This is a genomic window from Rhodococcus sp. 06-418-5, from assembly GCF_002258285.1.
Lineage (GTDB): Bacteria > Actinomycetota > Actinomycetes > Mycobacteriales > Mycobacteriaceae > Rhodococcoides.
This window is the reverse complement of record NZ_NOYE01000014.1, coordinates 400,102-413,193: the sequence shown is the minus strand read 5'-3', so window position 1 is coordinate 413,193 and position 13,092 is coordinate 400,102. Positions and strand designations below refer to the sequence as shown.

Below are 13,092 nucleotides of genomic sequence, written 5' to 3'. Positions count from 1 at the left end.
CATGGCTCGTTTTCACGGTGATCGGCTTCGACCCCGATCATGGACGGTCCGCGTGCGATCGGCGGTGGCGTCGACGGTCGTCGTGGCCGTCTGTTTGATCGCGGCGGGTGGAGCACTCCTCGGAGTTCTCTACTCGTCGCTCGAGAGCTCGGCCCGTTCAGCGGCCGAGGCCCGTCTCACGCTCATCGCCCAGCAGTGGGGATCCGGCGACCGAGACGACGACAGAAGGCCGCACGTGGAGAACTCTCTGCTTGCTACCGACGGGCAGATAGGGCTGGTGCAGGTCGTCGACTCCTCGGGGACGGTGCTGGCCTCGTCTCGAGGCGATACGAGCGCACCGTTGACGACTCAGCAGATTTCGTCGTCGGCGGTGCAGGATCTCGGTCGAGTCGTCGTGCCAGGCAGCGGTGACTTCTGGGTGTCCGCGATGGGGGTGTCCTCGCCGCGGGGTCAGGCAACCGTTCTCGTCGGAGCGGACCGAGAGCCGGTCGAGAACGTCGTGTCCACGGTTGCTCTCCTGCTTGCCGCTGTCGGTCCCTTCGTCGTCGCCCTCGTGGCCTTCGCCACCTATCGGTTGGTGGGAGCGGCGCTGAGTCCCGTGGAGAACATCCGGTCCAGGGTCGCATCGATCTCGGCCGCTCGGTTGACCGAACGCGTTCCGGTTCCCGACACTCGTGACGAGATCGCCCGCCTCGCACTGACGATGAACCACATGCTCGAGCGCCTCGAGGCCGGCCAACGTGCCCAGCGACGTTTCGTCAGCGATGCCTCCCACGAACTGCGGAGCCCGCTGGCGACGATCACTGCGGCATTGGAACTGGCCGAGGCGCGACCGGAACTTCGCGATGCGGCGCTGGTGGACGACTCGTTGCTTCCCGAAGCCCGAAGGATGCGGCAGCTGATCGAGGACCTGTTGGTGTTGGCACGGTCGGACGAGACCGAAACGGCTGCCATCTCCGGCGATGTGGACCTGGAGGATTTGTTGTACGAGGAGGCGAAACGTGTGCAGGCTACATCCGATGTCCGGACGGAATTGTCCATCGTTCCCGTCCGAGTCAGCGGAGACCCGTACGCTTTGGCCCGGATGGTGCGCAATGTCGTCGACAATGCGGTTCGTCACGCAGATGCTCGAATAGTGTTGTCCTGCTCTTTGTCCGACGATGCCGCCGTCATCGCTGTCGACGATGACGGTCCAGGTGTACCGGCGTCGGAACGGAGGCGAGTGTTCGATCGCTTCGTTCGGCTCGACTCGTCGAGAACCCGGGACGAGGGAGGAGCCGGTCTCGGCCTCGCGATCGTCGCCGATGCCGTTGCCGCGCACGGTGGAAGCGTGCACGTGACCGATTCCGCCCTGGGCGGAGCTCGATTCGAGATTCGACTTCCCCGATGACGTGTACCGGCTAGCCCACCGGCACAACCCTTTTCAGGAACGCGAGCTGCTCGTCGACGATGACCGGAAACAGCGGTTGCACATAGGGATCGAAGTGTCCGCCCTTGTGGATGTGCACGGTGGCGTCGGGAATTCTCGCTGCGACCTTCACGGTGACGTACGCCGGTGTGACCACGTCGTCGGACATGATCTGCAACAGCACCGGGCATCGGATGGACGACGCGGTGCGGCCGGGTGAGTACAGCCCGATGCGCAGGAGTATCCGTGCGGCAACGTTTTCCGGGTAGTCGGCCTCGCTCAGGCCTGATTCGAGGAGGAGTCGGTCGCGTCCGGGAACGGCGTCGGGTGAGGTCATGACAGCCAGGTCACCGGGATTGCCGACCGAGTCCACGTATCGGGGTGATCGTCCGCGCAGTGCGCGGATCCGGTCGATCACCGCTGACGGGGCCAGCTGGAGAGTGCGCCGAAGCCCGGTCGCGCGCACGGCCGCGATTCCGTCCACGTGTGGGATCTGGGCGATGACGGCCGCGAAGTTCTCGCCTGCGCCGGCCCGAGTGAGCACGTGTCCGCCTGCGAAGGAAGTACCCCAACCGACGATGCGATCCGAGTCGACGCCCTCGAGTGTTCGTGCGTAGGCGACGGCGTTGCGCCAGTCGACGAGTTGCTTGCCGATGTCGAGCAGCTGTCGCGGCTCCCCGTCGCTGTCACCGAAGTGCCGGTAGTCGAAGACGAGAACGGTGTAACCGGCGCGGGCGAAGACCTCTGCGTAGGCGAAGAGGCGAATGACGCGTGGGGTGCCGAAGCCGTGGGCCATGACGACGGCAGGGGTATCCCCGCTGGATTCGGCGGGTCGGTACACCGCGACGGCGCAACGGACCCCTTCCGAGTCGAACCATTCGTCGGTTCGGGTGTATCCGGTCTGGTTGTCGGCACTCATGTCGGTCGTCCCTTTTTCGGATTCTTGATCGGCATTCAAGAAGCTAGCAGCCTCTTGAATGCCGATCAAGATAGGATCGCGGAATGCCGCGCAACCGTCGACCCGTCGATCGCGCCGAGAAGCGTTCCGAGATCGTGAACGCAGCTCGGTCGCTGTTCGTCGACGACGGTTACGAGCACACCCCGATGGGGCGGATCGCCACCGCTGCCGGAGTGACGACCAATACGATCTATTGGTACTTCGGTGACAAGGACGAGCTACTGGTCGGCGTGCTGGACCAGATCCATGCCGACGCGCTGAGCCGGTTCGTTGCCCTCGCCGACAAGTCGGTGACCGAGCAGGTTCTCTGGGTCGTGGACGAGCTGGAGAAATATCACCGACTGGTCGACACGGTCCACTCGCGCACCTCGGTCTCGGCCTGTATAGACAAGTGGCACAACGACTTCCATGCGCTGTGGGAGCAGTGGATCGCCGTCGAGCTGCGCAACGACGGGGTCGCCGACACCGACATCGAACCGGCGACCCGCATGATCGTCTTCGTCATCGAGGCCATGTTGACACACCCGCAGGACGAGGCATCGAAACGGACGATGATCGATCTGCTGTTCCGCAAGGTCGGTGCTTCGAGCTGACCTAGTCGTGGACGGTCGTGCGATTTCGGCCGAGGTTCTTCGATTCGTACAGCGCCCGATCGGCTCGGCCGAGAGTGGTGCGGGCGGACTCGGTGCCCTGCCTACCCGCCACTCCCACCGAGATCGTCAGATCCGACGGCAGCTCGGCCCGGACGCAGTCGACGGCGGTGCTCAACTCGGCGACCGAGCCCGACGTGCACAGCACCGTGAACTCGTCGCCGCCGGAGCGGCTGAGCAGGTACTGCCGAGGCAGGCACGTGCGGAGAGCGGACGAGACGAGCTCGAGTGCGTGATCGCCTGCCGCGTGCCCGAAGTCGTCGTTGATCACCTTGAACCGATCGATGTCCACGACAGCGATCGCATCGATTCTCGAACTGCCTCTGGTGCCGGGCCGCGCATCCAGTTCACGGCTGAGCCGTCGCTGATTCGAGAGCCCGGTGAGGTGGTCGATCTCGGAGTTCGACGCCACGCTCTGTACCCACGCCGCAGAAATGGCGATCGCGATCAACACGAGCTCGGCGTTGATCACCAGCGCAGGATCGATCTCTCCCACCACGATGCCCAGATACGCGATGTAGAGCGCATTGAGCACGGTCGTCCGACGTGCGACGCGATGAGGAAGCACGATGAAGGCGGGCGTCACCAGCAGCAGTTGCAGAAAGATTCCGGACAGTGCGACGGTGTGCCCGCCCGCTGCGGTGCAGAACAGCGCGATACTGGTCAGTCCCGACAGGTGCATCATCAGATACAGGCGACGGGAGAGCACCGGTGCCGCGGCGATCATGTACACGCCCAGTCCACACCACGACACCGCAAGGGCGAGCAGGATCGGAGCGGCCCGAGGACCTTCTGTCGCGATCGAGGTGACACCGACAAGGCCGCTGACCAGACAGTTGACGCCGGACGTACGAGCCACCGAGGCAGGGGAATACTGCCAGCCACTGTTCACAGGACGAACCTCTCGCACAGATCCCCACGACCTCGGGCGAGTTTAGCGCTGTGCGGGTGCAGGGACTCGCGTTACCAGCGCGGGCAGGTGTTCTGGAAGCTCGGATCGATGCTCTGCATGTATCCGGTGTCGTCGCGATCCCGGATCCCGCAATCGAGGTACTGCTGATGCAGCGCCGCCAGAGCATCCTCGTCGATCTCGACGCCCAGACCCGGGGCCGTGGGAACGGCCACTGCCCCGTCGACGAAGTTCAGGACACCCGGGACGATGACATCCTCGTCCTTCCACGGCCAGTGAGTGTCGCAGGCGTAGGTGAGGTTGGGCGTTGCCGCGGCGAGGTGCACCATCGCGGCCAGGCTGATGCCGAGGTGGCTGTTGGAGTGCATCGACAAACCCATCTCGAAGGTCTCGCAGATTCCGGCGAGCAGCCTCGAACGCTGCAGACCTCCCCAATAGTGGTGGTCGGACAGCACCACCTGAACCGAGTCCTTCTGTACGGCCGGCTTCAGGTGATCGAAGGCGACGACGCACATGTTGGTCGCCAGTGGCATCTTCGCCTCCCGCGCGACTTCTGCCATACCCTCCAGCCCCGGAGTCGGGTCTTCCAGATATTGGACGATGCCGTCGAGTTCGGCCGCGACGCGGATGGACGTGTCGACCGTCCACGCCGCGTTGGGGTCGAGCCGAAGCGGCAGCTCGGGGAACGCTTCCCGGAGCGCCCTGATTCCGGCTATCTCTTCGTCGGGCGGAAAGACACCACCCTTGACCTTGATGGCCTCGAAGCCGTACTCGTCGATCATCTTTCGCGCTTGCCGAACCAGACCGGCAGGGTCGACGGCCTCACCCCACGAATCCGGTCGTCCACCGGGATGCGCTGCCCACTTGTAGAACAGATACGCACTGAACGGAACCGAATCGCGAACCTTCCCGCCGAGCAGATCCGACACCGGCCGACCGAGCACTTTCCCCTGCACGTCCAGGCAGGCGATCTCGAACGGTGAGAAAACTCGGTCGGTGGTGCTGGCAGTGGTGATCATTCCTGCCACGCCGTCTCCGCCGGTGATCGACAGCGTCCCCAGTACGGTGTCGACAGCGTCTCGAACGGCGTTGAGTGCGAACACATCCAGGCCGGTGATGGCCTGCGCGGCCGCGTCGAGTCGGGCGAGATGCGCAGTGTCGGCGTAGGTCTCACCGAGGCCGACGACACCGGCATCGGTGTCGAGCTGAATGATCGCGCGCAGTGCGTAGGGCTGGTGCACGCCGACGGTGTTGAGCAACGGAGGATCGACGAAGGCGATCGGGGTGATCCGAGCGCCGGTGATCAGGACCGGATCCTGCATCAGTGCACCGCGAGCTCGTCGGCCAACACGGCCCGGCCGGCGGCGACGATCGCGGTCAGTTCCTCGAGGTGCGGGGCACTGATGTCCACCAGTGGCGGACGAACCGGGCCTGCCTCGATCCCTTCCATCGTCACGCCCGCCTTGATGAGAGAGACGGCGTAGCCGGGAACCTTGTCGCGCAGGCGAACCAGCGGGTGGAAGAACTCGCGAAGCAGTGCGGCAGTGAGCTCGTCGTTGCCGCTGTCGAGCGAACGATAGAACGCCAGGGCCAGTTCGGGTGCGAACGCGAACGTCGCAGACGAGTACAGCGTGACCCCGATCGCGCGGTATGCCTGCTGCGAGACCTCCGCGGTGGGCAGACCGTTGAAGAACTGGAAAGACTTGCCCGACGGTTCCAGCGCGTCCAGCACCGCGCGGACTATGCGGCCGACCTGGTCGAGATCTCCTGTGCCGTCCTTGAATCCGACGACAGTAGGCAGCTGCGCCACTTCGACTGCCGAGTCCTCGGTGAAGCGGGCATTGCCGCGGTTGTAGACGATCAAGGGCAGATCCGACGCGGCGGCAACGGCCTTGGTGTAGTTGACCAGGCCGGCCTGCGGCATCGTCACCAGGTAGGGCGGGAGCAGCAGGATGCCGTCAGCACCGTTCGACTTCGCGCTCGCCGCGAATGCCTTTGCCTGGGCGACGGATCCGCCTGCACCGGCGTAGACCGGTACGCGACCCGCGACGACGTCGACTGCGGTGCGCACGATCTTGCCGAACTCCTCGGTTTCGAGGGCGTGGAATTCGCCGGTGCCGCAGGCGATGAACACTCCACCGGGTCCGGCGTCGACACCCTTCGCGATATGAGCGGCCAGCAGGTCGTAATCGACTTCACCGGAAGCGGTGAACGGGGTGACGGGGAAGAACAGGACTCCGTCGAGCATGGGGATCTCCTCGAGAATGTGGGTGGGGTGGATCAGTCTTGGGTGAGCCGGCCGTCGATGCGGCGGAAGATCCCGTCGGGATTGCCGTCGGCAATTGCGCTGGGCAGCAGGGAAGTCGGCACGTCCTGGTAGGAAACAGGACGCAGGAAGCGTTCGATGGCGAGCGATCCGACCGATGTCGTGCGGGAGTTGGACGTGGCGGGGAAGGGGCCGCCGTGCACCATCGCGTGGCCGACCTCGACGCCGGTGGGCCATCCGTCGAACAGGATGCGCCCGGCCTTGAGTTCGAGAACCGAGAGGAGCTTGCCTGCCTCGGCATGATCGGACTCGTCGCCGTGCACGGTCGCGGTCAGCTGGCCTTCGAGCAGCGCGGCGACATCCCGGACCTGCTGTGCATCGGTGCAGCGAACGATGAGGCTCGACGCGCCGAAGACCTCGGCCTGCGCGGCCTCGGAGGTGAGGAACGTGTCGGCGTCGGTGTCGAACAGTGCTGCGCGGCAGGCATTCGGCGCGTCCGTTTCGGTACCACGGGCGATCTCGGTGACCGAACCGGACAGTGTGGCGACACCGTCCGCGTAACTCGACGCGATGTTCGGGGTCAACATCGTGGTGGGAGTCGATTCCTGCACCGCTGTGGTGGCCGCGTCGGTGAAGGACTGCAGGCCTGGGCCGTCGACGGCGATCACGAGGCCGGGGTTGGTGCAGAACTGCCCCGAGCCCATCGTGAGCGATGCGACGAAGGCGCGGCCGAGTTCGGCCCCGCGGGAGGCGAGTGCGCCGTCCATGACGAACACCGGGTTGATGGAACTCATCTCCGCGTACACCGGGATGGGCTCGCGACGACCGGCCGCCGCAGCCACGAGGGCCGTTCCACCCGAACGGGATCCGGTGAATCCGACGGCCTTGATGCGCGGATCGGTCACCAGAGCGGTACCGAGTCCGCGGCCGGAGCCGAACAGGAGTGAGAATGTGCCCGAGGGCATTCCGGTGGAGGCAACAGCGTCGGCGATTGCTCGACCGACCAGCTCGGACGTTCCGGGATGGGCATCGTGGGCCTTGACCACCACGGGGCAGCCTGCCGCGAGCGCAGAAGCGGTGTCGCCGCCGGCGACGGAGAAGGCGAGCGGGAAGTTGCTGGCCCCGAACACCGCAACCGGTCCCAACGGAATCTGCCGCTGGCGGATGTCGGCACGGGGAAGCGGAGTGCGCTCGGGCTGAGCGGGATCGATGCGGGCACCGTTCCAACTGCCCTCGCGCAGAACCGAAGCGAACAGGCGCAGTTGTCCGGTGGTGCGGCCGACCTCGCCGGTGATGCGCGCCAGCGGGAGCCCTGACTCGGCGACCGTGCGCTCGATCAGAGTGTCGCCGAGGGCGGCGATGTTGTCAGCGATGGTCTCGAGGAACTGAGCGCGGGTCTCCGAGGACGTGGCGCGGTAGTCGGCGAACGCCTCGGCTGCTGCGGCACAGGCCTTCTCGACGTCGGCGTCGTTGCCGTGACCGTAGGCGGGTTCGAGATCCTCGCCGGTGCTGGGGTCGACTCCGTGAATCTGCGTGCCGGCACCGAAGACCGGGACGCCGGCGATGATCATCCGGCCGGTGAGGTGGGTGGACTGTGTCGTCGACGCTGTCATGGGGTGACTCCTAGGGCTGTGGTGCGGTACGTGCGCTGACACCAGGGCGTGACCTGGCTCATAGATCACCACGCTAGAAGGCTGATCGATACATGTCCAAGTCGAAAAAAGTCGTATTTGATTCAGTCTCGGTATCGATGTTGCTGCCAGGGCCGATGAGCACCGGCTGGAGTTGCCGATACCTCTACTGCATCGGTCGATGCGCAGATGGTCTTGGACATGCATCGATCCTCGGTCCTACTGTTTCATGTGAGCCCAATCACTGGGCCGATCCATGCCTGTGCCGGTCACACTCGCGCACTGGTCGCGGGAAACCGCTCGAGCTACAGAACGGAGCGATCGATGCCGATCACTCTCCCGCCGACACCGGCCGTCGACTCTGCCGTTGCGAAGATATTTCGTCGAGTCGTCCCGTTGTTCATCATCATGCTGATCTGCAATCAGCTGAACCGATCGAATATCGGATACGCCCGTGAGTATCTGGAAGCCGACGTCGGTATCGGTGCTGCGGCATACGGATTCGGAGCAGGCGTCTTCTTCATCGCGTACGCGCTCTTCGAGCTTCCGAGCAACGTGATGATGGAGAAGTTCGGTGCCAAGATCTGGCTGACCCGCATCATGGTCAGTTGGGGCACCATCTCATTCGCCATGGCCTTCGTCAACGGTCCCGAGATGTTCTACATCCTGCGGTTCCTGCTCGGCGCGGCCGAGGCCGGATTCTTCCCGGCCATCATCTTCTACTTCGCCAAGTGGTTGCCCAACAGCCACCGCGGCCGTGCCACAGCACTGTTCGTCGCCGGATCCTCGGTTGCCGCTGCGATCTCCGGCCCACTGTCGGGTCCGCTGCTCTCGCTCGACGGCCTCTTCGGAGCCCGCGGCTGGCAGTACCTGTTCGGCATCGAAGGTCTGCTGTCCGTGGTGGTCGGCATCATCGCCTATTTCCTCATCGACTCGCACGTCAAGGACGCGAAGTGGCTGACCGATGAAGAGAAGCACGATCTGAACGCTGCCATCGCCGTCGAGGAAGCAGAGAAGGCGCGTACCTCCGGGATGGGCGACGGCCGGTCGCGCTGGAAGATGTTGCTCGATCCCAAGCTGCTGCTCTTCGTCTGGATCTACTTCGCGATCCAGCTGTCGATCTACGCCAACACTTTCTGGCTCCCGTCCATCGTCCGGCGCATCGACGGAACCAACGACATCACCGTCGGCCTACTGTCGTCGCTGCCGTGGATCTGCGCCGTGTTCGCCATGTACTACATGTCCAAGATCGGCGACCGCACCGGAAACCGTCGACCACTGTTGATCATCGCGCTGCTCACCGCGGCTGTGGGTACGTTGGCGGCCGCAGTGGCGTCACCGTGGATTGCGCTGATCTTCCTGTGCATCGCAGCCATGGGATTCAAGAGCGCCAGCCCACTGTTCTGGTCGTTCCCGCAGTCGACTCTGCATCCGATGGTGCTCGCGGCCGCTATCGCCGTCATCAACTCGGTAGGCAACCTCGGCGGCTTCGTCGCACCGTTCGGCTTCGGATTGATCCAGGAAGCAACAGGTTCGGTGACCTGGGGTCTCTATGCGCTGGCCGGCGCGTCTGCTCTCGCCGCGCTGTCCGTTCTGCTCATCGAGAAGCCGCGCGGGGTGGTGGCCATGACCGAGGGCCGGGACGCGCCCGTCACCCTGACCAAATAGCATTCGACATCACCGGCCGAGAGGGTCCGATCATGAACTCCAAGAACAGCACCCCCGTCGTCAGCGAGATGCGCGTGGTACCCATCGCGGGTCACGACGACATGCTGCTCAATCTCAGCGGTGCGCATGCACCGTACTTCACTCGCAATCTGGTGGTGCTCACCGACTCGGACGGGCGCACCGGCGTCGGCGAAGTGCCGGGAGGAGAGGCGATTCGGCAGACTCTCGAGGATGCGCGCGTACTCGTCGAGGGCCAGGGGGTCGGCCGATACAACGCGATTCTCGCCGAGATGCGTCGCGCGTTCGGCGACCGCGATTCCGGAGGTCGCGGGGCGCAGACGTTCGATCTGCGGATCGCGATCCATGCGGTGACCGCAGTGGAATCGGCATTGTTGGATCTGCTCGGCCAACACCTCGGCGTCAGTGTCGCAGCACTGTTGGGGGACGGGCAGCAGCGCGAGAAGGTGCAGGCTCTGGGCTACCTGTTCTTCGTCGCCGACCGGAACAAGACCGACCTCGCCTACCGCGGCGCCGCCGACGAGGCCGCCGGAGCCGACGACTGGATGCGCATCAGGCACGAGGAGGCCATGGATCCCGAGTCGATCGTGCGCCTTGCCGAGGCCGCGCAGGCGCGGTACGGATTCCAGGACTTCAAGCTCAAGGGTGGAGCGCTGCCGGCGGCCGAGGAAGCCGCTGCGGTACGTGCCCTTGCCGAACGGTTCCCGGGGGCGCGAATCACGTTGGATCCCAACGGCGGGTGGTTGCTGAAGGATGCGATCGAGACCTGCCGCGGACTGCGCGATGTGCTCGCCTACGCCGAGGATCCCGTGGGACCCGAGGGCGGCTTCTCCGGACGTGAGGTGATGACGGAGTTCAAGCGCGCCACCGGGCTACAGACAGCGACCAACATGATCGCCACCGACTGGCGCGAGATGGGCCACACCATCCGGTCCGGTGCCGTGGACATTCCGTTGGCCGACCCGCACTTCTGGACGATGGCCGGTTCGGTGCGCGTAGCGCAGCTGTGTGACGCCTGGGGCCTGACGTGGGGTTCGCACTCCAACAATCACTTCGACGTCTCACTGGCCATGTTCACCCATGTCGCCGCAGCCGCTCCTGGCACGATCACCGCCATCGACACTCACTGGATCTGGCAGGACGGGCAACGAGTCACCAAGGAGCCGTTCACCATCGAGGACGGCTACCTCACCGTCCCCGACAAGCCCGGCCTCGGAGTGGAACTCGACTTCGAACGGATCGACGCGGCACACGAGCTGTACCAGAAGGAGGGGCTCGGTGCCCGCGACGACGCCATCGGCATGCAGTACCTGATCGAGGGATGGACGTTCGACAGCAAGCGACCGGCTCTGGTGCGATGAAGATCGTCGTCGGCGATCGCAACGTTCTGCCGCATCGTGAGCAGCTCGAGGCCGGGCTACCCGTCGGCACCGAGGTCGTCTGGTGTGTTCCGTTCGACGAGAGTCGCGTCGTCGAGGAGCTTGCCGATGCGGACGTGTACGTCGGCGGCAAGTTCAGTGCGGCCATGGGTGCCGCTGCGCCGAGGCTGCGGATGGTGCACGTTGCCGGTGCGGGAACGGACAATGTCGACCGCTCCGGATTGAGGCGTGATGTGCAGGTGTGCAACACCTTCCACCACGAGCAGTCGATCGCCGAGTACGTCGTGTCGGCGACGGTGATGCTGCGGCGACAGTTCCTGCAGCAGGACCGCGCACTCCGCTCGGGAGTGTTCGCCACCTCGGTCTACGACCCGAGAATCGCGCAACCACTCTCGCTGAGCGGTGCTCGTATCGGATTCGTCGGTTTCGGGCACATCGGTAGGCGGACGTGGCAGTTGTTCCGGACCTACGGGGCGGTGGGGGCAGCGGTCACCGGTAGTGGACACGCACCGGACGAGGGTCTCGAATGGCACTCCACGACAGATGATCTGGGGAAGCTGGCCGACTTCGCCGATGTCCTCGTGGTCTCTGCACCGCTGAACGAGCACACCCGCGGCATGATCGGTGCCGACGAACTGGGAAGGCTCGGCACCGACGGGGTGCTCGTCAATGTCGGTCGCGGTCCCCTGGTGCAGGAACAGTCGCTGTTCGACGCGTTGTCACGCAAACGGATTGCCGCGGCCGCGATCGACGTCTGGTACCGCTACCCGGGTCCCGACGGGTTGGGAGAGCCGAGCTCGTTGCCCTTCCGCGATCTCGACAACGTGCTGATGACACCCCACTCGTCGGGCGTCACGCATCACACGTTCGTCGGCCGGGTCGGAGATATCGCGTCGAACATCGATGCACTGGCGGCATCGATCCGCCGGTAAACGGTGTTGGACGTGTATTGCGGGTCGAAATAGGCTGTGAAGCAAAGTAATCGACGATTTCAGGAGTTGCAGATGACCGTAGACGTCGAAAAGCCCACCAGCGGACTCTCTGCCCCGAATGCAGCGATCACGGCGCTGGCCCCCGGGGCCGCGAGCATCGACCGCATCGCGGAGGTGACGCTGTCCTCGATCGTGCTACCGCTGAAGAATCCGATCAGCGACGCCAAGGTGCTCACCGGTCGGCAGAAGGCGATGACCGAGGTGGTCTTCCTGTTCGCCGAGATTCGTACCGAACAGGGCCATGAGGGAATCGGTTTCGGATACTCCAAGCGCGCCGGCGGACCCGCCCAGTTCGCACATGCCCAGGAGATCGCCCCGGTTCTCATCGGAGAAGATCCGAACGACATCGGCAAGATCTGGACCAAGTTGGTGTGGGCCGGTGCCTCGGTGGGCCGCAGTGGCGTTGCCACGCAGGCGATTGCCGCGATCGACATCGCGCTGTGGGATCTCAAGGCCAAGCGCGCAGGGTTGCCGCTGGCCAAGCTGATCGGGTCGTCACGAGATTCGGTGCAGACGTACAACACCTCGGGCGGGTTCCTGCACACGCCGATCGAGGAGGTCATGGAGAACGCTGCCATGTCGCTGGCGAACGGCATCGGGGGTATCAAACTGAAGGTGGGACAGCCGGATTGGCGTACCGACATCGCCCGCGTCACTGCGGTGCGTGAGTTTCTCGGCGACGATGTTCCGCTGATGGTCGACGCCAACCAGCAGTGGGATCGGCCGACGGCGCAACGTATGGGGCGAATCCTGGAGCAGTTCGACCTCGTCTGGATCGAGGAGCCCCTCGATGCCTACGACGCCGAGGGGCATGCGCAGCTCGCCCGCAGCCTCGACACCTCGATCGCGACGGGCGAGATGCTGGCCAGCGTCGGCGAGCACGTCCGCCTCATCGAGGCCGGTTCGGTGGACATCCTGCAGCCCGACGCACCCCGCATCGGCGGAATCACTCAGTTCCTGAAATTGGCCTCGCTGGCCGAGCACCACAACCTGCAACTGGCACCGCACTTCGCGATGGAGATCCACCTGCACCTCGCGGCGGTGTACCCCCTGCAGACCTGGGTGGAGCACTTCGACTGGCTCGATCCACTGTTCGACGAGCACCTCGAGACCCGGGACGGACGCATGCATCTGTCCGCACGCCCGGGTCTGGGCTTCACGCTCAGCGAGCAGGGTCGTGCGTGGACCGTCGCGAAGGCAGTGGTTCGCTGA

The 13,092-nt window shown here is 64.8% G+C and carries 11 protein-coding genes; 6 read left to right on the top strand and 5 right to left on the bottom strand.

What is annotated here, in order from left to right:
* The first annotated feature begins 1 nt into the window (after window position 1).
* Window positions 2-1,390: a sensor histidine kinase gene (locus CH274_RS11855; RefSeq protein ID WP_094657521.1), complete on the top strand. Its 1,389-nt coding sequence runs from the start codon at window positions 2-4 to the stop codon at window positions 1,388-1,390.
* A gap of 10 nt (window positions 1,391-1,400) precedes the next feature.
* On the opposite strand, the gene CH274_RS11850 is transcribed toward CH274_RS11855, so the two are convergent.
* A complete protein-coding gene (locus tag CH274_RS11850; protein WP_094657520.1) occupies window positions 1,401-2,327 on the bottom strand; it encodes an alpha/beta hydrolase in 927 nt (308 codons plus the stop codon).
* A gap of 83 nt (window positions 2,328-2,410) precedes the next feature.
* Between CH274_RS11850 and CH274_RS11845 the strand changes: the two genes are divergently transcribed.
* Window positions 2,411-2,959: a TetR/AcrR family transcriptional regulator gene (locus CH274_RS11845; protein ID WP_094630589.1), complete on the top strand. Its 549-nt coding sequence runs from the start codon at window positions 2,411-2,413 to the stop codon at window positions 2,957-2,959.
* Window position 2,960: 1 nt separating this feature from the next.
* On the opposite strand, the gene CH274_RS11840 is transcribed toward CH274_RS11845, so the two are convergent.
* The 4 genes from CH274_RS11840 to CH274_RS11825 all read right to left on the bottom strand — a co-directional run bounded on the left by CH274_RS11840 (window position 2,961) and on the right by CH274_RS11825 (window position 7,805).
* The gene (locus tag CH274_RS11840; RefSeq protein ID WP_141214659.1) at window positions 2,961-3,875 is read right to left on the bottom strand and encodes a GGDEF domain-containing protein; all 915 of its coding nucleotides are present in this window, start codon (window positions 3,873-3,875) and stop codon (window positions 2,961-2,963) included.
* A gap of 104 nt (window positions 3,876-3,979) precedes the next feature.
* Window positions 3,980-5,248, bottom strand: a complete 1,269-nt coding sequence (locus tag CH274_RS11835; RefSeq protein WP_094630587.1) for a glucarate dehydratase family protein — start codon at window positions 5,246-5,248, stop codon at window positions 3,980-3,982.
* On the bottom strand, window positions 5,248-6,174 hold the full coding sequence (locus tag CH274_RS11830; protein ID WP_032396701.1) for a 5-dehydro-4-deoxyglucarate dehydratase: 927 nt from the start codon (window positions 6,172-6,174) through the stop codon (window positions 5,248-5,250). The genes CH274_RS11835 and CH274_RS11830 overlap by 1 nt, the downstream gene beginning before the upstream one ends.
* Window positions 6,175-6,206: 32 nt before the next feature.
* Window positions 6,207-7,805, bottom strand: coding sequence for an aldehyde dehydrogenase (NADP(+)) (locus CH274_RS11825; protein WP_094630586.1), 1,599 nt, complete (start codon window positions 7,803-7,805; stop codon window positions 6,207-6,209).
* Between the two features lie 342 nt (window positions 7,806-8,147).
* On the opposite strand from CH274_RS11825, the gene CH274_RS11820 reads away from it, so the two are divergent.
* From CH274_RS11820 to CH274_RS11805, 4 genes are all read left to right on the top strand, one after another.
* Window positions 8,148-9,491, top strand: coding sequence for an MFS transporter (locus CH274_RS11820; protein WP_094657587.1), 1,344 nt, complete (start codon window positions 8,148-8,150; stop codon window positions 9,489-9,491).
* Between the two features lie 32 nt (window positions 9,492-9,523).
* Entirely contained in the window at window positions 9,524-10,870 is a 1,347-nt protein-coding gene (locus CH274_RS11815; protein WP_094657519.1) for an enolase C-terminal domain-like protein, read from the top strand.
* The gene (locus CH274_RS11810) at window positions 10,867-11,820 is read left to right on the top strand and encodes a 2-hydroxyacid dehydrogenase (RefSeq protein WP_094657518.1); all 954 of its coding nucleotides are present in this window, start codon (window positions 10,867-10,869) and stop codon (window positions 11,818-11,820) included. Before CH274_RS11815 ends, CH274_RS11810 begins: the two co-directional genes overlap by 4 nt.
* Before the next feature lie 72 nt (window positions 11,821-11,892).
* A complete protein-coding gene (locus CH274_RS11805; protein WP_094657517.1) occupies window positions 11,893-13,092 on the top strand; it encodes an L-talarate/galactarate dehydratase in 1,200 nt (399 codons plus the stop codon).